Origin of the sequence: Dokdonia sp. Hel_I_53 (genome assembly GCF_007827465.1) — a bacterium.
GTDB lineage: Bacteria > Bacteroidota > Bacteroidia > Flavobacteriales > Flavobacteriaceae > Dokdonia.
In genome coordinates this window covers 91,025-115,510 of the sequence record NZ_VISL01000001.1, presented here as the reverse complement: position 1 = coordinate 115,510, position 24,486 = coordinate 91,025, and the positions used below count along the sequence as shown (strand labels likewise).

At 34.6% G+C, this 24,486-nt stretch carries 21 protein-coding genes; 7 read left to right on the top strand and 14 right to left on the bottom strand.

Annotated elements, in window-relative coordinates:
- Nucleotides 1–55 precede the first annotated feature (55 nt).
- Complete coding sequence (gene dnaK, locus OD90_RS00540; protein WP_144665277.1) at nt 56–1,960, bottom strand: molecular chaperone DnaK; 1,905 nt, start codon at nt 1,958–1,960, stop codon at nt 56–58.
- A gap of 375 nt (nt 1,961–2,335) precedes the next feature.
- Between dnaK and OD90_RS00535 the strand changes: the two genes are divergently transcribed.
- The 3 genes from OD90_RS00535 (at nt 2,336) to OD90_RS00525 (ending at nt 5,707) form a co-directional block, all read left to right on the top strand.
- Nucleotides 2,336–3,031, top strand: a complete 696-nt coding sequence (locus OD90_RS00535) for a TetR family transcriptional regulator C-terminal domain-containing protein (protein WP_144665276.1) — start codon at nt 2,336–2,338, stop codon at nt 3,029–3,031.
- An 88-nt stretch (nt 3,032–3,119) separates the two neighbouring features.
- Nucleotides 3,120–4,445: an ABC1 kinase family protein gene (locus OD90_RS00530; protein ID WP_144665275.1), complete on the top strand. Its 1,326-nt coding sequence runs from the start codon at nt 3,120–3,122 to the stop codon at nt 4,443–4,445.
- Nucleotides 4,446–4,699: 254 nt separating this feature from the next.
- Nucleotides 4,700–5,707, top strand: a complete 1,008-nt coding sequence (locus OD90_RS00525) for a 3-oxoacyl-ACP synthase III family protein (protein WP_144665274.1) — start codon at nt 4,700–4,702, stop codon at nt 5,705–5,707.
- Between the two features lie 70 nt (nt 5,708–5,777).
- Here OD90_RS00525 and OD90_RS00520 read toward each other — a convergent pair whose 3' ends face one another.
- Together OD90_RS00520 and OD90_RS00515 are read right to left on the bottom strand one after the other, a co-directional pair.
- Nucleotides 5,778–6,710: a peptidylprolyl isomerase gene (locus tag OD90_RS00520; RefSeq protein WP_144665273.1), complete on the bottom strand. Its 933-nt coding sequence runs from the start codon at nt 6,708–6,710 to the stop codon at nt 5,778–5,780.
- Nucleotides 6,711–6,834: 124 nt separating this feature from the next.
- Nucleotides 6,835–7,326 carry a metallophosphoesterase family protein gene (locus tag OD90_RS00515; protein WP_144665272.1) on the bottom strand — a complete coding sequence of 164 codons (492 nt, stop codon included), beginning with the start codon at nt 7,324–7,326 and terminating at the stop codon, nt 6,835–6,837.
- A 48-nt stretch (nt 7,327–7,374) separates the two neighbouring features.
- Here OD90_RS00515 and truA point away from each other — a divergent pair, with 48 nt between their 5' ends.
- Together truA and OD90_RS00505 are read left to right on the top strand one after the other, a co-directional pair.
- Nucleotides 7,375–8,157, top strand: coding sequence for a tRNA pseudouridine(38-40) synthase TruA (truA, locus tag OD90_RS00510; protein ID WP_144665271.1), 783 nt, complete (start codon nt 7,375–7,377; stop codon nt 8,155–8,157).
- Entirely contained in the window at nt 8,157–9,923 is a 1,767-nt protein-coding gene (locus tag OD90_RS00505; protein WP_144665270.1) for an ABC transporter ATP-binding protein, read from the top strand. The genes truA and OD90_RS00505 overlap by 1 nt, the downstream gene beginning before the upstream one ends.
- A gap of 67 nt (nt 9,924–9,990) precedes the next feature.
- Here OD90_RS00505 and OD90_RS00500 read toward each other — a convergent pair whose 3' ends face one another.
- The 11 genes from OD90_RS00500 to dapF all read right to left on the bottom strand — a co-directional run bounded on the left by OD90_RS00500 (nt 9,991) and on the right by dapF (nt 21,232).
- On the bottom strand, nt 9,991–11,106 hold the full coding sequence (locus tag OD90_RS00500) for an adenylate/guanylate cyclase domain-containing protein (RefSeq protein ID WP_144665269.1): 1,116 nt from the start codon (nt 11,104–11,106) through the stop codon (nt 9,991–9,993).
- 126 nt (nt 11,107–11,232) lie between these two features.
- Nucleotides 11,233–12,240 (bottom strand): DUF3667 domain-containing protein, encoded by a 1,008-nt coding sequence (locus tag OD90_RS00495; RefSeq protein WP_144665268.1) that lies wholly within the window; start codon nt 12,238–12,240, stop codon nt 11,233–11,235.
- Nucleotides 12,241–12,256: 16 nt separating this feature from the next.
- Nucleotides 12,257–13,246 carry a DUF3667 domain-containing protein gene (locus OD90_RS00490; RefSeq protein WP_144665267.1) on the bottom strand — a complete coding sequence of 330 codons (990 nt, stop codon included), beginning with the start codon at nt 13,244–13,246 and terminating at the stop codon, nt 12,257–12,259.
- 5 nt (nt 13,247–13,251) lie between these two features.
- Complete coding sequence (locus OD90_RS00485) at nt 13,252–14,025, bottom strand: diadenylate cyclase (RefSeq protein WP_144665266.1); 774 nt, start codon at nt 14,023–14,025, stop codon at nt 13,252–13,254.
- 95 nt (nt 14,026–14,120) lie between these two features.
- The gene (locus OD90_RS00480; protein WP_144665265.1) at nt 14,121–14,675 is read right to left on the bottom strand and encodes a thioredoxin family protein; all 555 of its coding nucleotides are present in this window, start codon (nt 14,673–14,675) and stop codon (nt 14,121–14,123) included.
- A 152-nt stretch (nt 14,676–14,827) separates the two neighbouring features.
- On the bottom strand, nt 14,828–16,711 hold the full coding sequence (gene htpG, locus OD90_RS00475) for a molecular chaperone HtpG (RefSeq protein WP_144665264.1): 1,884 nt from the start codon (nt 16,709–16,711) through the stop codon (nt 14,828–14,830).
- A 186-nt stretch (nt 16,712–16,897) separates the two neighbouring features.
- A complete protein-coding gene (locus OD90_RS00470; RefSeq protein WP_144665263.1) occupies nt 16,898–17,569 on the bottom strand; it encodes a transglycosylase family protein in 672 nt (223 codons plus the stop codon).
- A gap of 400 nt (nt 17,570–17,969) precedes the next feature.
- Nucleotides 17,970–18,620, bottom strand: a complete 651-nt coding sequence (locus tag OD90_RS00465) for a peptidoglycan-binding protein LysM (protein ID WP_144665262.1) — start codon at nt 18,618–18,620, stop codon at nt 17,970–17,972.
- 255 nt (nt 18,621–18,875) lie between these two features.
- Entirely contained in the window at nt 18,876–19,919 is a 1,044-nt protein-coding gene (gene mltG, locus OD90_RS00460; RefSeq protein ID WP_144665261.1) for an endolytic transglycosylase MltG, read from the bottom strand.
- Nucleotides 19,920–20,459, bottom strand: coding sequence for a GNAT family N-acetyltransferase (locus OD90_RS00455; RefSeq protein WP_144665260.1), 540 nt, complete (start codon nt 20,457–20,459; stop codon nt 19,920–19,922).
- Nucleotides 20,459–21,232 (bottom strand): diaminopimelate epimerase, encoded by a 774-nt coding sequence (dapF, locus tag OD90_RS00450; protein WP_144665259.1) that lies wholly within the window; start codon nt 21,230–21,232, stop codon nt 20,459–20,461. The genes OD90_RS00455 and dapF overlap by 1 nt, the downstream gene beginning before the upstream one ends.
- Nucleotides 21,233–21,361: 129 nt before the next feature.
- Between dapF and OD90_RS00445 the strand changes: the two genes are divergently transcribed.
- Together OD90_RS00445 and OD90_RS00440 are read left to right on the top strand one after the other, a co-directional pair.
- Nucleotides 21,362–22,762, top strand: a complete 1,401-nt coding sequence (locus OD90_RS00445; protein ID WP_144669599.1) for a trypsin-like peptidase domain-containing protein — start codon at nt 21,362–21,364, stop codon at nt 22,760–22,762.
- Nucleotides 22,763–22,954: 192 nt separating this feature from the next.
- Nucleotides 22,955–24,400, top strand: coding sequence for a glyceraldehyde-3-phosphate dehydrogenase (locus tag OD90_RS00440; protein ID WP_144665258.1), 1,446 nt, complete (start codon nt 22,955–22,957; stop codon nt 24,398–24,400).
- Nucleotides 24,401–24,486: the final 86 nt, after the last annotated feature.

Genomic DNA, 24,486 nt, shown 5'->3' with positions numbered 1-24,486 from the left:
TAGATAATTACGTTGTTGAATATTAGACTTCTAATTACAGTCTATTGAAGCAAATCTACTTCACTTCTTCAAAGTCTACGTCTTCTACATCAGAACTAGCATCACCTTGTGGTTCTGCCTGTGCATCAGGTCCTGGTTGCCCAGCTCCAGCTGCATCTGCTTGAGCTTTGTACATCTCCTCAGAAGCAACTTTCCAAGCTTCATTGATTTTATCAAGAGCAGGAGTAATCGCATCTACAGATTTTGTCTCATAAGCAGCTTTTAATTCTGCAAGAGCATCTTCGATAGGCTTCTTCTTATCATCAGATAATTTGTCACCAAATTCAGTAAGTTGCTTTTCAGTCTGGAAGATCATTCCATCAGCTTCATTGATCTTATCTGCCGTTTCTTTTGCTTTTTTATCAGATTCAGCATTAGCTTCTGCTTCAGCTTTCATTTTTGCAATTTCTTCTTCAGACAATCCAGAAGATGCTTCAATTCTAATATCTTGAGACTTTCCAGTAGCTTTATCTACAGCACTCACTTTGATAATACCATTGGCATCAATATCAAAAGTTACTTCAATTTGTGGTACTCCACGCTGTGCTGGTGGAATATCTGTAAGTTGAAAACGTCCTATTGTTTTATTATCAGCTGCCATTGGGCGCTCTCCTTGAAGTACATGAATATCCACAGAAGGCTGATTATCTGCTGCTGTTGAGAAAACTTGAGATTTCTTAGTAGGTATGGTAGTGTTAGCTTCAATGAGTTTTGTAAATACATTACCCATTGTTTCGATACCTAAAGATAATGGTGTCACATCAAGAAGTAAAACATCTTTTACATCTCCTGTTAATACTCCACCTTGTATCGCTGCTCCAATTGCAACAACCTCATCTGGATTAACTCCTTTTGAAGGTGCTTTTCCAAAGAACTTCTCTACCGCTGCTTGTACTGCAGGAATACGTGTAGAACCTCCTACTAAAATGATTTCATCAATATCTCCAGTGCTTAATCCAGCAGACTTAAGTGCTGTTTGACACGGCTCTATTGTTCTCTTTACTAAATCATCAATTAAAGCCTCAAACTTTGCACGGCTCAATGTACGTACCAAGTGCTTTGGTCCGCTTGCTGTAGCTGTAACATAAGGAAGGTTAATTTCTGTTGAAGTAGAAGAAGATAACTCAATCTTAGCTTTCTCTGCAGCTTCCTTCAGTCTTTGAAGTGCCATAGGGTCCTTACGAAGGTCCATATCTTCTTCAGATTTGAATTCTTCTGCTAGCCAATTAATTATTTTTTGATCTACATCATCACCACCTAAGTGCGTATCTCCGTCTGTAGATAGTACTTCAAATACACCATCTCCTAACTCTAAGATAGATACATCATGTGTTCCTCCACCAAAATCAAATACTACAATCTTTTGGTCTGTATCCTTCTTATCAAGACCATATGCAAGTGCTGCTGCAGTAGGCTCATTGATAATACGCTCTACTTTAAGGCCTGCAATTTCGCCTGCTTCTTTAGTAGCTTGTCTTTGTGAATCATTAAAGTAAGCAGGTACTGTAATTACAGCTCTTGATACATCTTGCCCAAGATAATCTTCTGCTGTTTTCTTCATTTTTTGAAGAATCATAGCAGATAATTCTTGTGGTGTATATAATCTTCCATCAATATCAACACGAGGAGTATCATTATCACCTTTTACAACAGTGTACGCAGAGCGATCTGCCTCTTTAGAGCTCTCACTATATTTATTACCCATAAAACGCTTTATAGAAGCGATTGTCTTTGTTGGGTTTGTAACAGCTTGTCTTTTTGCTGGATCACCTACTTTAATTTCACCACCTTCTACAAATGCAATTACTGATGGTGTAGTACGTTTTCCTTCTGCATTAGGTATAACCGTTGGTTCGTTACCTTCCATTACAGCAACGCACGAGTTGGTAGTACCTAAGTCAATTCCTATTATTTTACTCATTATATATGTATTTAATTATTATTGTTTTTTTACACTACCCATAAGTCAATCATTATGCCAGCAGAAAAAGTATGACAAGCTGACAGAAAAAAGGATTGATATAAGACAATTGATGTATATCTTAAAACTGGATATTTCTTAGTTACGCTTTCGCGAAAGCGCAACACCCACAATTAAAACATTAAAATCTTTCCATGTAATTAACCGAGAAACCACATTAAAAAAAAATATTATAAGGGTCCCAAACCACAACAGACATACTAATGAATAGCATATTGTTTCATTAAATATGAAACAAATTTAACTCAATATTTTGTTTAATAATTATGATGAAATATTAAACATCTTGTATCTTTACGTAAATTGATATTAAAGATGGCAACTGTAAAAAAAAAGACAGCAAAAAGCACTAAATCCAAGAAAAAAGAAGTTACAAATGCTTTTCTGATAGAAAAGTATATGGACTATGTCTTAGAGCACGGAGCAGAGCCACTTACAGTTTATAGATTTTGTAAAGACAATGCAATTGAGGAAACAGATTTCTATAATCATTTTGGATCCTTTGAAAATCTTAAAATGGGTATTTGGACTGCGTTTCACACCAATACGCTTAGGGTTTTAAAGAACACGCCAGGTTTTGAAGAATACCCAAATAAGGAAAAAATGCTTTCTTATTTCTTTACTTTTTTTGAAATATTAACTGCTAACAGAAGCTATGTGCTTTTTGCTCTAGATGAGCATAAAAGCATGCTTAGAAAAATGAATCAACTTAAGAAATTGCGCGATGAATTAAAAGCATTTGCCGCCTCCCTTATAGAAATGTCAAATGATGATAAAAATTATAAAATTTCTAAAAATCCTGTCCGTCTATTTAGTGAAGGAGCTTGGGTTCAATTTTTATTTTTATTGAAATATTGGATACAAGACAATTCACCTTCTTTTGAAAAAACAGATGTTGCCATAGAAAAATCTGTAAAAGCCATATTTGATGTTTTTGAAACAACACCCTTAGAAAGTATTATTGACTTTGGAAAGTTTCTAGTAAAAGAAAAATTTTCAACAAACCGTTGAAATACTATAAAAGTCAAGAATGAAAAAATAGTTTAAAAAAATCAATACATCAGTATAAATTTTATGATACCTCTAGTATCAATTACATATGAAAACGATAGACCACATACCAACATCTAAACTACAAAGAGCATCAAAGCTCGTCTCAACTGGGGTTAAAGTTGGAGCAAATTATGCAAAATATTATGGGAAGAAAGTGGTCAATCCATCCCTTTCTAAAGAAGAACTCAATGAAGCTAATGCAGAAGATATTTATGATGGATTAAAAAATCTAAAAGGAAGCGCTCTTAAAGTTGCTCAAATGTTAAGTATGGAGAAAAACATTATGCCAAGAGCATATGTTGAAAAATTCTCACTTTCTCAATTTTCTGTTCCTCCGCTCTCTGCTCCATTAGTGAGAAAAACATTTAAAAAATATTTGGGTAACTACCCAGAAGATCTATTTGATACGTTTGCGGCTCAAAGCGTAAATGCTGCTAGTATAGGCCAGGTTCATCAGGCCACACTGGATGGGAAAAAACTTGCTGTGAAAATTCAATATCCTGGAGTCGCAAGCAGTATCAGTAGTGACCTCGCACTAGTAAAACCCATAGCAAAAAAAATGTTTAATTTACAAGGAGAAGGGAAAGAAAAGTATTTTAAAGAGGTAGAAGAAAAATTATTAGAAGAAACAAATTACCATCTTGAGCTTGAACAAAGCATCGCAATGGCAAAAGATTGTTCAGTGATACCCAATATTAAATTTCCAGAGTATTATCCAGAGTTGTCTAGCGAACGAATTTTAACAATGGACTGGATGGATGGAGAGCACCTCAGTGAATTTGCCGCTCGTAACAATGATCAAGTAAAAACTAATAATTTAGGTCAAGCACTATGGGATTTTTATATGTTTCAAATACATGTGCTTCATAGAGTTCACGCAGATCCACATCCAGGTAACTTTATGGTGAGTAAACTAGGAGAACTTATCGCGATCGATTTTGGATGTATTAAACATATTCCTAAAGAATTTTATATACCATATTTTGAACTAGCAGATCCAAAAAACATTAATAACTCAGTCATTTTTGAAAAAAAATTATACGAGTTGGAAATTCTCAGAGAAGATGATTCCCCCAAAAATGTAAAATTCTTCTCTGAGCTTTTCCATGAAATGCTAAGTTTATTTACACAGCCTATGCAACAGGAAACATTTGATTTTAATGACAATGATTTTTTTGACAAGATCGGTAAACTAAGTGAAAAATATAGCAGGGATACAGAGATACGTAAGATGAATGGAAACCGCGGTAGCAAACATTTTTTATACATAAACAGAACGTTCTTTGGCCTTTATAATTTGATGCACGACTTAGGTGCTTCAATCACTGTAAATAATTTTAAGAATTACACCCCTAAAAATTGGGTAGCATAATATAGATGATAATGATCGCGTCAGTGTTAGACTGACATTTTATTGGTTAGATTGTTTCTGTAAGAGCGCTTTAGTCTGGCGCTCTTACTTATTTATAAGATCTTTCTCAAATACTATGCATGCATATTAAAGATTACTATTCTTCTATAATAAAGATGCTCAAAAAAGTATATTTGCAGGCTGTTTTTGTTTAATTTTTACATAGATTTTTATAAAAAATAGTCCTAATTAATATACTTATATCAACCTACTTTATGTATAATTCTAAAATTACCGGCTTAGGTAAGTACGTTCCAGAAAATGTAGTAACTAATGATGATCTATCAAAACTGATGGATACAAATGATGCTTGGATACAAGAACGAACAGGCATTAAAGAAAGACGTCATATAAAAAAAGGTGACGGGAATTCTACAGCTAAAATGGGTGTTAAAGCAGCTACTATAGCAATAGAACGCGCTGGTTTGACCAACAAAGATATTGATATGATTGTCTTTGCTACTCTGAGTCCAGATTATTATTTTCCTGGCTGTGGGGTGCAAGTACAACATCTCATGGAAATGAATACCATCCCTGCTCTTGATGTACGTAATCAATGTTCTGGTTTTATATATGCACTTGCTACAGCAGATCAATTTATAAAATCTGGGATGTATAAAAATATACTCGTTATAGGAGCAGAAAATCACAGTGGTGGTTTAGATTTTACAACCAGAGGTAGATCTGTATCTGTGATCTTTGGTGATGGTGCAGGCGCTGCTATACTATCTCGTGAAGAAAATACCACAAAAGGTATACTATCTTCCCATCTACATAGTGAAGGTGAGCATGCTCTAGAACTTTCACTAAAAGGCCCGAGTACAGAACAGTGGGTTCCAGAACTCATAGAAAAAAATCCTCAGACTGATATTCCTTACTATCCACATATGAATGGACAGTTTGTGTTTAAAAATGCAGTAGTTCGTTTTTCTGAAGTTATAATGGAAGGACTTGCTAAAAATAATCTTGAAGTATCAGACATCGATATGCTTATCCCGCACCAAGCTAATCTACGTATCTCACAGTTTGTACAAAAGAAATTTAGACTTACTGATGATCAAGTATTCAATAATATTCAAAAATATGGAAATACGACTGCGGCTTCTATCCCCATAGCTCTCACAGAAGCTTGGGAGAAAGGAAAAATTAAGGAAGGTGATACCGTTGTGCTCGCAGCTTTTGGAAGTGGTTTTACATGGGCTTCTTCTATAATCAAGTGGTAAGTATTTTGAAATACTACAAAATCAAAAAGCCTGGCATTTGCCAGGCTTTTTGATTTTTATATAGCTGCTCTTATTTAACAGCAACAAGCTCTACATCAAAAACTAATGTTGCATTAGGAGGAATTACACCACCAGCTCCAGCAGATCCGTATGCCAGATCTGAAGGAATTACTAATCTTGCTTTATCACCTACATTAAGTAATTGGATACCTTCATCCCATCCTGGGATTACTTGTCCAACTCCTAATTCAAAATCAATAGGTTGGTTGCGTTTAAAAGAACTATCAAACACAGTTCCATCAGGAAGCTGACCTTTATAGTGAACAGAAACAACTTTACCTTTTTCAGCTTTTGCTCCGTCACCTTTTTGTATAATCTTGTAGTGAAGACCACTATCAGTTTTATCAAAACCTGCTGCAAGTTTATCAATTTCAGCTTGTTGTGCTTCCTTTTCTTGAGCTACTCGCTTTTCTCTTGCTCCTTCAAATGTTCTAAATGCTTCAACAGCATTCCAGCTCTCTGCCTCACTACCCTTTCGAATAATTTCTACTTTCTCCATAGTATCTCCCTGAGCAATCGCATTTACCACGTCCTGCCCATCAACTACTTTTCCAAAAACGGTATGCTTTCCATCTAACCAATCTGTTGCAATATGCGTGATAAAAAATTGAGTTCCATTAGTTCCAGGTCCTGCATTTGCCATAGATAAAACACCTGGAGCATCATGTTTAAGGTCTGGGTGAATCTCATCATCAAACTTGTAACCACCATCACCTGTTCCTGTACCTAATGGACAACCTCCTTGAATCATAAAATCAGGAATTACTCTGTGAAAAGTAAGCCCATCGTAATAAGGAGTTCCTTGTGGTTTTTTATCATTCTCTAAATTTCCCTCTGCTAATGCCACAAAATTACCAACTGTTCCAGGAGTTTTTTCGTGCTCTAGTTTAAGGGTGATTTCACCTTTTGAAGTATAAATTTTTGCGTAAATACCGTCTTGCATTTTCTCTCTTTTTTAATGAATTGCAAAGATACCATTAAGTAATGGGAAGACAAATGTAGTATGACACAAAAATAGTTTTACCTATATTTAGTAAAAAATGACAAAGCACTTCATCAATTGCGGCTTATCTTTTTACTTCTATTACTTCTAAGTTTTCAATTTTACCAGTATCAACAGTAAAGCTCAACATCGTACGTACTTTGTGAAACCCGTGTTTACCTATTGCACCTGGATTCATGTGAAGCAAGCTTCGTTTTTTATCTGGCATTACTTTAAGAATATGGCTATGACCGCAGATGAAAAGTTTTGGAGGGTTTTGATAGATTTCTTCTCGTATCGCTGGTGAGTACCTACCTGGGTAACCTCCTATATGAGTAATTAATACATCAACACCCTCACAATCAAATCTATTATTAAGTGGAAATTCTTGCCTTACATCTGCACTGTCAATATTTCCATAGACTGCCCTTAGAGTTTTTAATTTTTTTATATTATCAGTAACTTTAAGGTCACCTATATCTCCCGCATGCCAGACCTCATCTACAGACTTAACGTGGGACAATATGTGCTCATCAATGTAACCGTGAGTATCGCTTAGAAGGAGAATTTTTTTCATTTGAGTGCGCTTTCGCGAAAGCGTATATTTGTTCAAAAATACAACACCGTGCGTTATTTTATTGAACTTTCTTATTTTGGAAAAAAGTACCACGGATGGCAGCGACAGCCTAATGCAATAACGGTGCAAGAAGTGATCGAGAATGCATTATCCACAATTTTGCAAAAGCAAATTTTAATAATGGGTGCCGGAAGAACAGATGCAGGTGTTCATGCCACCCAAATGTTTGCTCATTTTGACTGGGAAAATGAAAATTTTATAGATTTTTTGAAAAGCAAGAAAATTGGAAAAGGGACTATCAATGATTTCATTTATAAACTCAACAACTTATTACCTGTAGATATTGTTATAAAACAAATCGTAGAAGTCAAAGACGAAGCGCATAGCCGTTTTGATGCAATAAGCAGGTCGTACATTTACAGAATTGTACGTAGTAAAAATGCTTTTACCACAGATCATGCGTATACCTTTAAACACAACCTTAACATCAAGGCGATGAATGAAGCTGCGAGTGTACTCTTAGATTATAATGATTTTGAGTGTTTTTCAAAATCAAAAACTGAGGTGAACACATATCTTTGTGATATTACGGAGGCCTACTGGGAAATCAAAGAAGATGAAATTATTTTTCATATCACAGCAAATAGATTTTTACGAAATATGGTAAGAGCCATCGTGGGTACATTATTAGAGATAGGGCAAGAAAAAAAACCTGTTGAATGGATACACCATGTTATCGCTACAAAGAATAGAGCATACGCAGGCTCCTCTGTACCCGGTAAAGGGCTATACCTTACCGCTATAAAATATCCCAATACAATACTAAGCTAATGACAGATTCTAAAGGTAAAGCATTTGACACGAGGTTATTTAAACGTCTATTAGCCTTTACAAAACCGTATAGAGGAAGACTCTATCTGGCTGCTCTGGGCGCAATAATACTATCTGTATGCGCTGCACTACGCCCCTATTTTTTAAAAAATGCTATAGATTTAGGTATTACAGAAAAATCCCCAGAAGATTTGTTTTTCTACCTAGGGCTAATGGGTATTGTATTAATGGGAGAAGTGACATTTCAACTTCTTTTTATTTATTTCTCTAACTGGATAGGACAACAAGTAATTAAAGATATTAGAATACGTCTCTTTGACCATATGCTTGGTTTCAAAATGCAGTATTTTGATAAATCTGCTGTGGGAAGGCTAGTCACTCGAGCTGTTGGTGATATTGAAACGATTTCTAGCATATTTTCTCAAGGGCTATTTACAATCATTGCTGATCTTCTTAAAATGAGTATTGTGCTTGCCTTTATGTTTTGGGAAAGTTGGCGACTAACATTTATTGTACTTGCTGTATTTCCAATTATACTCTATGCAACACGGGTTTTTCAAAAAGCAATGAAAGTTGCATTTGAAGATGTTAGAACACAGGTAGCAAATCTGAACACCTTTGTACAAGAGCGGGTAACTGGGATGAAAATCGTACAGATTTTTAATCGTGAAGCTATTGAGCATAAAAAGTTTAAAGCTATTAATAAAAGACATATGGATGCTTGGAATAAGACTGTATGGTACAATTCTATCTTCTTCCCTATTGCAGAGATATGTACATCAGTTACAATAGGCCTAATAGTATGGTATGGAGGTTTAAAAGCAGCTCAAAGTGATGTTGTTACTATAGGTCTAATTACAGCATTTATAAGCTATATACAAATGTTATTTACTCCTTTAAGACAAATTGCAGATAAGTTTAATACGCTACAAATGGGTATGGTTGCTGCAAATAGAGTCTTTGGGATTTTAGATACTAGCTCTTCTATTCAAGATCAAGGAAAAATAGAACTTTCAGACTCTGCTGGAGAGATAACATTTAAAAATGTGCATTTCTCATACGTAGAAAATGAGGAGGTGTTAAGAGGGATCTCTTTTAAAGCAAAGCCTGGAGAAACGATAGCTATAGTAGGATCTACGGGTGCAGGAAAATCTACAATCATAAATTTACTAAGTAGGTTTTATGAGATTGATAGCGGCGATATTTTACTAGATAATACTAATATTAAAGAAGTTAAACTTCATAATTTACGCAACGAAATCGCTGTTGTACTCCAAGATGTTTTTCTCTTTGCTGATACTATTTTAAATAATATTACACTGAGAGATTCTTCCATTAGCTTAGAAAAGGTAATAGAAAGCGCAAAGGCAATAGGTGTACACGACTTTATTAACAGCCTTCCTGATGGATACGAATATAATGTCAAAGAGAGGGGAGCTATGTTATCGAGCGGGCAGCGACAATTAATAGCTTTTCTAAGAGCCTATGTAAGCAACCCTTCCATTCTTGTACTAGATGAAGCTACATCATCTGTTGATACACATAGTGAGCAATTAATACAAAAAGCAATACGTAAAATTACAAAAGGACGCACATCGATCGTGATTGCACATAGGCTAGCTACAATTAAAAAAGCAGACCAAATTATCGTGATGGAAAAGGGTTTAATTGTAGAAAAAGGAACTCACAAGGAATTGCTTTTAAAAGAAAATGGCTACTACCGTAATTTATATGAAGTTCAATTTATGACCTCTGAGGCAAGCTAGCGTTATTTAATTGATGAGCTTCTTATTTGGCTAAGTTTATAGGCACTCATCCTGCTAATATTATAAACTAATTGTCACCTCTCTCAAAACTCACTAGAGAAACCTCCTCTGCCTTTCCTTTTAGCATAGCTCCATCTTGTGGCACTCGACGTACACCACGTGGTAATTTTCCTAAAATATCTGAGAAAGCCTTAGAAGCAAGAATATCCACCCCTCTTTCATTACAAATCGCTTGTATACGAGCTGTGGTATTAAGAACATCTCCAGAAAATGCTATATCTCTTTTTATCTTACCTAACTCTCCTACCATTACTTGTCCGTAATGAAAGCCAACTTTAAAATCTGGTAATGCATTATATCTCTTGTAATACTTGACAGACTTTTTGTAGATAATTGACTTCATTCTGTAATAACAGCGTAATGCATTTGCATTTTTAACGCCATTCTTCATTTTCCAAGTGATCACCACTTCATCCCCAACATATTGATACACTTCCCCCCTTGTTTGCATTATTGCTGGAGCAATGTCATTAAAAAAATCTTTCAAAAAATTAAAGTACTCATGTTCTCCTAACTTTTCTGCTATTCTAGTAGCGTCTCGTATATCTGCAAACATAAATATCCTAGTCTCATTTTTAGGTAGAAAATACCTCCCCATAAGATAATCTGGAAATACCCCTGGACCATACTTATCATTAATCATTAATATAATGAGCGTTAGGATGGTAATAAATAACCATGCTACAAAATTCTTAATAAAAAGATGTTCTGTATAAAACTGTGTAACTCTTTCAAAAAGCTCTAAGCTATTAAGGGGTAACCCTAAGAAATCACTGTAGTAATAATATGCACCTATAGTCCCCACTAAGAAAGCGATGCCTATGTACAGGAAAGTAATAAAAATAAGTGCTTTCCAGAAAGCATACTTACGCAACCACAACTCCATTACATTTACAGTAAAAATCCCCCCAACTAGTCCCGCGATTATAGATACTAACAGGTTTGCTTTATAAGATGTTTCAAAATCAAAATTAGAATCAAGGCCGTTGCTTATTTTTAATATACTGTAATCATAAAAAAATATAATATTAGCAATGAGCATCCAAGCAAGTAAAATCCATATGGCTCTACGCACATAGAATAGCACTTCATTGCGATTATATCTTTGAAAAAAGTCAATCATAAAAATGGGAAATAGGTATTTGTGTAAAATACTTAAATTAGAATAACACTCATGCTATTATTATGACATATTTGTGAGTAAAAGGTTCTACGCTTTCGCGAAAGCGTACATTCATCAATTTTATTTTTAACGTTTACTTAGATCTAGTTCTACTTTTTGGAATCTTTCTACCCTCTTGATACTATCTTTTTTGATCGAGTCCTTTCTTTTTTGCCTCTCTGCCTGTTCTATAGATGTTTTTAAAAATTTACCCATTAATGTGCTTTCATCGATATTCACATCTTTACCTTCCTTGTGAGCTATAACCGTTTTTATTCCATAGACAATAACTGGTGATATTATTAAACACATAAATAGAGATAAAATAATAAAAAAAAGCGATGTCTTAAGTATCATTGCTGCAGCATCTAGAGAGAATAAGCGTTTGAGTACATAAATTGAAAAAAATAACATAAAGAGCATAACAATTATACTAGCAAAAAATAGTAAACTTGAACTCCAAATAAATAAAATCTGTAGTATAACGCTAACTATTGAAATATGGCTATAGGTATACAAAAAGATTACAAAGTGCTCAACTAAATTATATTGTTTATAATTCCAAAAAACTACCCTAGACATTAATGCTAGTATTGGAATGATTAGGAACATATATAGGGATTGATTTTCCATTAAGGCACCGGTCAAATCTTGTTGGATTTGTACCTGTGGCTCTTGCATAGACTCGCTAAAAAGTTGAGTCTGGGCATCAATATAGGTGTCAAAAAACCATCCTTGCAATAAAAAATAATAGAACCCTGTAAGAGATATCGCAATAGCAAAATAACTAAAAGCAGGAAGATACTTTTTACGCATCCCATTAATATAACCTCCTATTACATCTTCTGGCCTGCGAAACATTGCCACAAATGTTTTTAAAAAAGAATTTTCAAGATTTAAAAATCGATCTAAAAAATCCTCGATTAAATTACGCCACGTAAGTCTATTATAAATACGCTTACCACCACAGTGCGTACAAAAACGCTGATCAAGCGCAATAAATTGATTGCAGTTTACGCATGTCTCTTTTACTTCTAATAGATTATTTTTCTTCTTTAATTCTTTTCTTTCTTTTTTTGTAAGTTTTCTAGACATAAAATATAAAACTTAATTACTGAGCGATTGAGTCCCTTAAAGTTTGCACATTTTTGAGTAACGTATCTTTAGGTAGACTATCTTTTACTACTTGAGAAGCTTCCTTTGCGGCTTTTCCAGCTTCAACATTTTCTAACACATTTTGAATAAGAGTATCAAAAAGTCCAAAAGAATATAGCACACCTCCTATCACTGAAAAAAACAAACAACTTACAGGTAAAGCGATAACCAAGAAAAGTAATGTTTTAATAATGATACTCTCAAGAGTCAAATTGAAAATACGACACAATACATAGGCGGTATAAACTATTGGTCCAATCCCACTCAGTATACCAATAATGATTTGGCCATATTGAGACCAAATGAAAAGTGTTCCTAATAAAGAGGATATAATTTGAAATTGTGAGTACGTATATAAGTAAATGACCAGGTGCTCAACGAAATTATACTTTTTATAATTCCAAAAAACTAGTTTAGAAATAATTGCATAGAATGGAATATTCAAAAAACTTAAAATACTTTGATAGTCAAATATGAAATTAATAATTTTCAACCCAAATTCAGCGTCTTCTACATTTGCACCATCTGCTAATCCAGCTGAAAACAATCCTAAATTCTCAGGACCTACAAACCAATTTCTAAAAATAAAATAATAAAAGCTAGAAATGGTTAGCGCCACTGCAAAGTAGCTAAATGCAGACATGTAGCGCTTACGCAATCCATCAACATATCCATCAATTACGTTTTCTGGTTTTGTAAATAGGGAAATAAAAGTCTTGAGAAATACATTTTCAATATTGAGAAACCGCTCCGTAAAATCTTCTAATAAATTTCTTGCAGTTATTCTGTTATGGATTCTTTTTGCTCCACAAACGGGACAATACTGCTGATCTAAAAATAAATGATGACCACAGTTTTTACATTGATTAGAAACAACTAAACGCCGTTCTGTTTTTTTTTTAGAAAATTGTTTCTCTGAGGAATCTTCTTTTAGCTCTTGAGACATTGCATCTAACTTAAATCATTTTCTAATAATAATCTTAATTCATCTATGGCTTTAAACAGTACAAATTCTCCATCTTTAACGTAGCTAATGTCACCGGTTTCTTCACTGACAATAAGCGCCAGTGCATCTGTTTTTTCTGTGATACCAACAGCTGCTCTATGACGTAGTCCAAAACGCAACGGAATATTTCGTTCTTGAGTCACGGGTAAAATTACTCTGGTAGCAGTTATCTTATTTTCTTCGATAATCATTGCGCCATCGTGAAGGGTAGAGTTTTTATAAAATACACTCTCAATTATAGGTCTATTCACCTCCATGTCCATACGATCTCCAGTATCTTTTACAAACTCGAGACTAGTAGTACGTCTTATAATAATCAAAGCTCCAGTCTTTGTCGAGGACATATTTTCACAGGCTGCAAGTATCGCATTAATATCTACATTGAGAATTGTTTTTTTACCAGAAAAAGAAAAATTTTTGAATAAACCACTTTTAGTGATATTTGTACTTCCTATGAGTAATAAGAATTTTCTAATTTCTTGCTGGAACACAACAATAAGGGCAAACATACCTACCCCTATAAACTGTCCTAGAACAGTACTAAGCATCTCCATTTTCAACAATACTGTAAGTTGCCAGATAAGATAAATAACAACAATACCAATAAAAATATTAATGGCAACAGTACCTTTTACAAGTTTATACACATAGAACATTAGCATAGCCACTAATAAAATGTCTATACCATCGAGAATGCGTAAGTTTTCGATTAATTCCAAAGGTGTAAGAATTTAAGTAAAAATAGAAGAAAAACAGAGAGCACAAAATCTATGACCCATAAAATTTTCTTTTTTTGATATGAGCTTAGGAGGCCCTATTTCCACTTAATATTACAACCTATGCTTGGTTTCTGAAGCTCATTTTGGGGTTTACTATTAAAAATATTGTCGAGCGCCTCTCTTAAATCACGTCCATTTACAGGAATACCATTTCCTGGTCTACTATTATCTAACTGACCTCTATAAACCAGCTTATTATTTGGACCAAAAACATAGAAATCTGGCGTGCATGCCGCATCATACTTTTTTGCCACTTCTTGTGTATCATCTATGAGATAAGGAAACGTAAAATTATTTTTACGAGCATTTTGCCACATTAATGCAGGACCATCTTGTGGATATGTATCAACATCATTACTACTTATAGCTACAAATCCAAAACCTAAAACCCTATAATCATTTGCTATACGCACAATTTCATCTATAACATGAATTACAAAAGGACAATGGTTACAAATAAACATAACTATAGTCCCACGTACGCCTTTCACATCATGATAACTACATAGTTGATTTGTAACCGTGTCCACAAGTTGAAACTCTGGAGCCTTAGTCCCTAAGGGTAACATGTTTGATGATGTACGTGCCATTCATTGTTCTTTGAGAAGTTGTTTGTACTAAAATAATACATCCTTTTTTAATTGGTCGACTGGATCTTTATTTTGTTACGCTTTCGCGAAAGCAAAAAAACCACTCCTCAAATACTTGAGAAGTGGTTCTTAAAATATATAAGACACTGACTTTATTTGATCATTTCGTAAGATCTTTTAATAAAGTTAGTTAATTCTTCTCCTTTTAGGAGATTTTGAGAAAGCTTAGCTAGGTCAAACGATTGTTTAATCAATCTTGTTTTCTCTTCACCTTCTGCACTAAGGATATCAGTGACTAGGGCGTGATTACCATTTACCACGAGGTTATACATCTCTGGCATATTTCCAAACATGTTCATACCGCCTCCACCGGTTTGTTGCATCTCTTTCATACGGCGCATAAACTCAGGCTGCGTAATAATAAATGGTGCTGCATTACTGTCCATCGCTTCTACTTGAACTGTATAGGACTGTGTCGCAATAGCCTCTGTAATTGCAGTTTTTACAGTTTCCTTATCTTCATCAGAAAGTTTAGAAATTTGCTCCTCCTCTTTCTTAATAAGGTTATCAATGTGATCTCCATCTACACGTACAAAACTTACATTCTCTTTACTAGTTTCCAGCTTTTGAATCAAGTGTGGCACAATAGGAGAATCTAGTAAAAGAACTTCATATCCCTTTGCCTTAGCACTTTCTATATAAGAATGTTGCGCATCCTTATCACTAGCATACAAGATCACCATTTTACCATCCTTATCGGTTTGTGAGTCTTTTATTTTTGCTTCTAGCTCTTCCCAAGTAAAATATGTTTTATCTACTGTAGGGTATAGTGCAAATTTTTCTGCCTTTTCAAAGAATTTGTCTTCAGATAACATTCCATACTCAATAACAAGCTTTATGTCATCCCATTTCTTTTCAAAGTCCTCTCTATCTGCATTAAATAAGGACTTAAGTTTATCTGCTACTTTACGAGTTATATAACCAGATATTTTCTTTACAGCACCATCTGCTTGTAAATAACTTCGTGATACATTTAAAGGAATGTCTGGAGAGTCTATCACACCTCGTAACATGGTTAAGAAATCTGGTACGATTCCTTCTACATTATCTGTTACGAAAACCTGGTTTTGATATAACTGGATTTTATCCTTTTGCATATTCATATCCTGCCCTAACTTAGGGAAGTATAAAATACCCGTAAGGTTAAAAGGATAATCAACATTTAAGTGAATGTTGAATAAAGGTTCTTCAAATTGTGATGGGTATAATTCTCTATAAAAATTCTTATAGTCTTCATCTTCAAGATCTGCAGGTTGCTTTGTCCAAGCTGGATCTGGATTATTAATAATATTATCAACTTCTTGAGTAGGAGCTGGATCATCCTCCTTAGCATCCTCTGGTTTTGGAAGTGTCTCCGTTTTCATCCCAAATTTAATTGGAACTGGCATAAACTTGTTATACTTAGCAAGCAATTGAGAAATACGAGATTCTTCTAAAAATTCTGTACTATCCTCTGCAATATGAAGGATAATTTCTGTACCACGTTCTTTTTTATCTGCTTCTACAAGTGTAAATTCTGGGCTGCCGTCACACGTCCAATGCGCAGCAGGCTCATCTTTGTATGATTTTGTGATGATTTCAACTTTAGAAGCTACCATAAAGGCAGAATAAAACCCTAACCCGAAGTGACCTATAATCCCTGTATCCTTAGCACCTTCTTCATATTTGTTTAAAAATTCCTCGGCTCCAGAGAAGGCTAGTTGGTTGATGTATTTTTCAACTTCCTCTTTGGTCATCCCAATACCTTGATCGATGATGTGAAGTTTTTTTCCCTCTTTATCAATCTTAACTTCAATGCGAGGGTTTTCATATTCTACATTTGCTTCACCTATAGAAGTAAGGTGCTTCAGCTTAAGTGTAGCATCTGTTGCGTTAGAGATAAGTTCACGTAAGAAAATTTCGTGATCACTATATAAGAACTTTTTAATAAGCGGAAAGATATTCTCTACCGATACATTAATTTTTCCTGTTGACATTGTATATATTTTTTTGTTGTAAATTTCTAATAACTCTAGTATGCAGAAAAAGTACCACAATAGCAGATCTGACAAAGTGACATTATACTAAATATCCCAGCTATTATTTAGAAAAAACTCTGCTTTCGCAAAGGCAAAAAAAAGCACTCAAAAAAGAGTGCTATATAATTATAATATATATTGATATTATAAACTTACCAAACGAAGTTGTTTGATAGATGGTCGCTTCACAGCTTTAATATTTGATACATCATACCCAGAAAAACGCTTTAAATAGCTACGTATACTTGTTCCAAAGGCATCACTAAATCCAATTTCTCCACCAGAACGTAAAAACTTTTTCACACTACCTGGACCTGCCAGATGTGCTGCTGCAAGTATTCCAGATTCGGTAATTTTAATACCCGCAATCCATCTGTTTGCAAAGCGCTTAATGTCTCTGCGTAATACCCATTTATTTCTTGAAGCGTTTAGTAAAAAAGCTTGTTCTTGAAGAATAGGATTTTTAAGAAAATTTTGATGAGAGTCTATACCTATAACGTCTAGTGTAGTTTGACCAAACTGGTACTTACCCATATAGCCAAATTTATTTACTATTCTATAATTCCCCTGAGATTCTTTAAATGCTAATGCTTCTTTAAAACCTGTGTAATTCTTTAAAACTAAAGGTGTAGGATCAAACTTGGGAGGAGTTTCAATCATGATTTCTTCTTCAAAAGGAACTCTATAATCTAGAGCAACACCATCTGTCGCATAGTGGGAGAAATCATATGTTTTATTTAATTCTGTAGAAGAAGAAAAAAATAGTATTCCAAACATACATGGAAGGACAGTAACTTTAACCAAGTTTCTTACCATAAGATCGCTTTTCGATCGCCAAGATTTTTCAAATTACAAACCTCTTAAAATGCGTTCAATTTCGGCCGGCAAAAATAGAAAATCACTTTTTACAAAACAACTATTTTCGACACAACACTCAAAAACTCTATAAACTACCTATAAATTATTGATACTTAGGGAGTAAAAACTTTTAAATGTAGACTATAACCGTCAAATTGAATAGATGTTTGCATAAATTTCTTAGCAAAACATCTTTTTAAATGTCAATTAACAACGTTATTGATGATAAATATAATTGAGTAATCTTTATTTAGAATATCGATTCACAACATTTTAACTAAAGATCTAAAAGCAACGTTAATCTTTAAAAATTATAAATCAAAAAACCCGAGTCTATTAGATCTCGGGTTTTTGGTAATTATAAATCGGCTCTGGCCGACGCATCTGCGGAGACTACTGACGTATCAAAATTGCCGAAGCGCTTAAGATACGATGTAAGAGGAACGTTGTTTGCATCAGCAAATACATATTCCCCATCAGAATCTAGAAACTTCATTACGTTTCCAGCCCCACATAAATGAGCCGCAGCTATGAGTCCACTTTCTGTAACCATATGTCCTCCTATTGTTTTACCATTAAAGGCAGTAATGTAATCACGTAAAACAAATTTATTCTTTGCAACTAGTGCGTCCATAGCACTTTCTTGCAATACTGGAGAATTCATAAAATCATTTGCACTTTTTACACCTACCCACTGAAGGGCAGATTTTCCAAACTGGTATCTACCTTTATAACCAAGTCTGTTAACTGCAAAATAGTTACCGCTGGACTCGCTGAAAGCTAGAGCTTCCTTAAAGCCTGCATATGAGTATCCCAACATAGGGCTGTTAAACCCAGCTGGAAAATCAAAAACAATGTCTTCAAGAGAGGGAGCGACATACGTCTCTGCCTGATTCTTGAACCACTGTGCGGCGAACGTATTGCCATTCTCATCTTTTACAATGAACCCTGTCGTTATTACAAATAACACAGGTAGCAATACTCCTAATAGTAAATAACGTCTCTTCATAGTTTATGAGATTAAAAATTAAATTCACAATTACCAACCACCGAATGTGGCCTATTGTTTAGTGATACTCCATAAGAGTATAACACTGATGTGCTATTTAAAACAGGCAAAAAGCCTGCCGTTAATACTATACTTGTTAAAGAACGTTTGTTAACTGATACTCTTATGAGCATCATGGTAACGACTGCAATATAAGATTATTATGCAGTGATTAAATTATTTTTGGGAGGAGTTAACAGCAGTGTTAACAAGGGTTTAACGATTGATACCCTTGTTATTAATCCACCTTCTATAAGCGGCGCTGTTTGCATTATGCTGCGATAATGTTTTTGCAAATTTATGATATCCAAAATTTTCAACATCAGCTACAAAATAATAATAATCGTGAGCTTCTGGTTGTAATACGGCATCAATTGAAGATACATCTGGCATAAAAATAGGCCCTGGTGGGATACCAGAATTTCTGTAGGTATTATACGGAGATTGAGTCTCTAGATCTTTGTAAAGAACTCGCTTTATAACCATATCCCAATCATTTGCTGTCTTTTTTACGGCGTAAATCACTGTTGGATCTGCATCTAATTTTATTCCCTCTCGCAATCTATTGAGATAGACACCTGCTACTCGAGGTCGTTCATCTACTTTTGCAGTTTCTTTTTGTACAATGGACGCTAGAGTATATACCTCTTGCGGAGTAAGATCAGCCTTTTGTGCCTGCGATTTTCTCTCTGCTGTCCAAAAGCGCTTGTATTCCTTAAGCATTTTTGACCTAAATCCTTTAGCATCTGTATTCCAATAAAACTCATAACTATTTGGTATATATAGAGTAAGTGCAGTTTCTTCGTTAAGACCTTGTGAGGTTAAGAAATCTTTATCTAACATGGCGTTTATCAACGAAAGACTATCTGCTTCTATTTGTGTTGCAACACGACCTGCCATGTCTTGAATTCGCTCTTGATTATTAAAAGCAACCTTTACAGGGATATTCTTAGATCGTATAGCATCAATAATTTCATTATTATTCATTCCTTTCTTAATGATAAAATGCCCAGCCTTCACATTTCTATCGTATTGTTTCTTTTGGGCTACACTAACAAATGAATCAACATCATCCAGTAGTGGCTTCATGTCATTTAAAACATCTTGAAAAGTAGCATCTGATGCAATATATACAGCTGCCGTGTCATTATTAAAAGCTGTATTGGGTGAAAAAACGGCATCATAAATAAAATAGGCAAATACAGCACCTACAATAACAGTAATTCCAACGATGATGAGTAATAATTTTTTTATGTACATCTAAAATATATATTGATATAAGTATTCATTTGTATAACGCTCCATCCCATCTATTGTTTGGATACGTCGCCAATCTTTTTTTAAACCGACTTTTTTAAATTCTGCTTTTTCAAATAGAGCTACACTAGGAGTATTAGTCTCTTCTATATTTGCATATAGTTGATGTAATTTAAGATGAGAAGCACAGTATTTTTTCAATAGTGCTAAGACCTCAAATCCATAACCTCTCTTACGACTTTCATTAGCGGCGATTATAATCCCCACACCAGCTCGTAAATTATGAGGGTCAAAGTCAAACAAATCTACTAATCCCAAAAAACCTTTACTTTGATTATCACACACAATCATTCGCAGCTGTCGTGATTCATAGATATCTTTATATGCATTAGAAAGATATTCTTTTAAGACATATCTAGAGAAAGGAGTAATTGTTTCTCCTACATTCCAGAATCCTTCGTTATTTTCTATAGAATATAATACCTCTATATCTTCTGGCTCTAACGCTCGCAAATATATGTGTTCACCTATAAGCGTATTCATTACCATTCTCCTTTAAAAACATAGGTGGCGGGACCTATGAGATAAACATTTGTGTATCCTGAATCATTTTTTTCAAACGTTACAGAAAGTCTACCTCCTTCTACATCAAGCGAGATCTCTTTAAAACTTGTTAATCCCTTATAATGTGAAGCAATAGCAGCAGCTGTTACACCTGTTCCACAACTAAGCGTTTCATCCTCAACCCCGCGTTCATAAGTACGTACCTTAAAGTGGTCAGGACTTTTCTGCTCAACAAAATTTATATTACTTCCAGCCTCTCCGTACAATTGACTGTAGCGTAACGCAGCCCCTTCTCTCTTTACATTAATATCATCTACTCCATCCACCCACTTGATGTGATGTGGAGAACCCGTATCTAAAAAAGTATACGCTTCTTGTTCATCAATAATGCTTATGTCTTGCATTTTGAGCTGAACAACATTTTCTTCAATCGAGGCTTTATGCATTCCATCTATTGCTTCAAAAGTGCAACTGTTATGGATAACAGATAACGCTTTCGCGAAAGCGACCAAACATCTCCCACCATTTCCACACATACTACTTTCATTTCCATCTGCATTGTAGTAAACCATTCTAAAGTCTACCTCTGAATGCTTTTCTAATAACATAAGACCATCTGCTCCTATGCCAAATTTTCTGTCACACATCTGTGCAATAAGTTTGGTATTATTTTTGGAAAATATATTGTCCCGATTGTCAACGATGATAAAATCATTGCCAGTACCTTGATATTTTGAAAATGGTATTGTCATTTTTTTGATGTCTTCTTGACAAAAATAGGTAAAGAAATAGTGGTAAGAAATATTAAACGCTTGTTAAATATGATTGTCCTATATACTATACACTTTAATTTAACGCTAATAGATAAAATGAAAAAGACGATGAGAAAAATTGCCGGATTACTTTCTGTTGCCGTACTAGCGGGCGTAATTACGCTAGGATCATATAAATTATTTATTGAAACTCCCGTATCAGACCAAGGAGCTATTTTTGAACAATCTGCTATACCCAATTACACCCCTGTAAACTATAGTGCTGCTGCTGCCAGTGGAGTAGATTTTACAGAAGCCGCTAATAAAACAGTTGATGGGGTAGTTCACGTAAAAAATGTTCAAGAATACAAGCAACCGCGTAATATGATGGAATATATGCGCGGGGGTGGACAGTCAAGTCGTGGCATTGTGGGAGCTGGTAGTGGTGTTATTATATCTGGTGACGGATATATTGTCACCAATAATCATGTTATAGCTGGCGCTACCGAAGTTGCTATCACGATGAACAATAATAAAACCTACACTGCTGAAATTGTAGGGGCAGATGAAAAGGCAGATATTGCTCTTTTAAAAATTGAAAGTGGCGAAGAATTGCCATATATCCCTTTTGCAGATAGTGATGTCACACAAGTTGGCGAATGGGTCCTTGCTGTAGGAAATCCATTTAATCTTACCTCTACTGTAACAGCAGGAATAGTGTCTGCAAAAGCACGTGACATTGATGAAACAGATCAAAACTTTCAATCTTTCATTCAAACTGACGCAGCCATAAATCCTGGAAATAGTGGAGGTGCTTTAGTAAATATTTACGGCGAGCTTGTTGGAATAAACACAGCCATTACTTCACAAACAGGATCTTACGTAGGTTATGGATTTGCGGTACCTTCTAATAATACACGAAAAATTGTAGAGGATATAATGCAATTTGGAACGGTACAAAAAGGCATTTTAGGAGTGAGAGGTGGATCCATAAATTCAAATCTTGCTAAAGAAGAAGGATTGAATACTCAAGAAGGATTTTATATTGCAGATGTAGAAGTAGATAGTGGAGCAGAAAAAGCTGGACTTAAAGAGGGTGACATCATCAAAAAAATTGATAATATTACTATTAATAAATTCTCAGATCTTTCTGGTTATATTAACTCTAAAAGACCTAATGATGTTGTGCAAGTAGAAATTTTAAGAGATAGCCGCTCAATTACTATTCCTGTTAGCTTAGTAAAACCCTCTACTTTTGACATAGAACGTCTGGGCATACAAGTTAAAAACGCATCAAAAGAAAATTTAAAAAAATACAAAGCTAAAAACGGTGTATTGATTTACAGGCCTCTTACTAATGAGATGGCTAGGTACGATATATATGGAAAAGTAATTACAGAAATAGATGACATAAAAGTTTCCTCTGTAGATGATGTAAAAAGAATTTTTAAGAACAAAAAATCAAATGAGCGTGTAAGTATTGTATTTGTAGATGATAACGGAGAACGAAACAGGTATATTTTTGATTAAATAGAATATTAATTCTATAGCCCCTCAAATATTGAGGGGCTATTCTTTTTTAAACCAATTGAATACGAAATCGTTTGCGCAATTAAGTAAATACCGTATTTTTGCCGAAAATTGAGAAATGTAAATTTCTAATTCAAAATTGAAATAATAATTTATTCAATTCTCAATAAAGCAACCATTTAAATTCATAAAATGAAATCATCTGAAACTTACGAAAAAGAACTTTCTTTTCAAGCAGACAGAAGACGTGCTACCGTCGAATTTATTAAAATAGCCAGCGATCTTTGGTATGACAATGCTATTGAGTTAGTATTGTTTAGAAATCAAATTATGGATCGCAATGTAAGCCAAGTGCTAGATTTACATGAGTACGCTGGTGATTTTGTGCAAAAACCTATTTCAATCTTTGATACGGTTGAGATTGCTCAGGCTATAAAAAGCCTTAATCTTCCTCCATCAAAATTAGATATAGGTAAACTTACTTATGAATACCATCTAGAAGAAAGCGAGCGCAATGCAACTAGCTTTATTGCAAATAAACTTAAGCCATCACAAGGCCAAGGGATTATAAAGCCAAAAGATGTTGTGCTTTATGGTTTTGGAAGGATAGGTCGTTTGGTTGCACGTGAATTAATGACTAAAACAGGCAAAGGAAGTCAATTGAGACTGAGAGCCATTGTTACGCGTGGTAAGATAGATGAATCCGTTTTAGAAAAACGCGCAAGTCTCTTAAAAAGTGATTCTGTACATGGTGATTTTACAGGAACCGTTGCGGTAGATGTTGCTAATAATAGCCTAGTGATCAATGGTACTACAGTTCATATAATAAGTGCTAATGCCCCAGAGGATATAGATTATACTACGTACGGTATTGATGACGCTTTAGTGATTGATAACACGGGAGCTTTTAGAGATAAAGAGCAATTAAGCAGACACCTTATTTCTAAAGGAGTAGATCGTGTATTATTAACAGCTCCTGGAAAAGGAATTCCAAATATTGTTCACGGTGTAAATCACACAGAGCACAATCCTGATGAAACAAAAATATTCTCAGCTGCTTCTTGTACTACAAACGCAATTACCCCAGTATTACATGCAATAGAAGAAACCTTAGGAGTTCAATCTGGACACCTAGAGACAATTCATGCCTATACAAATGACCAGAATCTAGTAGATAATATGCACAGTAAATACCGTCGTGGTCGTGCAGCTGCACTTAATATGGTCATTACAGAAACTGGTGCAGGAGCTGCAGTAAGCAAAGCACTTCCTTCTTTTGAAGGCAAACTTACATCTAATGCTATACGCGTACCTGTTCCTAATGGATCACTTGCGATTCTTAACCTTGAGCTTAACACAAAAACTTCTTTAGAGGGAATAAATACACTCTTGAGAAAGTATGCTCTTGAAGGAGCGCTTGTAGAACAAATTAAATACTCTTTAAATAATGAGCTAGTTTCCAGCGATATAGTTGGTTCATCTGCACCAAGTATTTATGACAGTAATGCCACTATTGTACGTAAAGATGGTAAAAATGTGATCCTTTACGTTTGGTATGATAATGAATACGGCTACAGCCATCAAGTAATCAGACTAGCAAAATATATTTCTAAGGTACGTAGGTATACGTATTATTAGGATACGCTTTCGCGAAAGCGTAAGACGCCCTATATAATTATATTATAAGCCTCTTCATAACACCAATGAAGAGGCTTATAAATGAT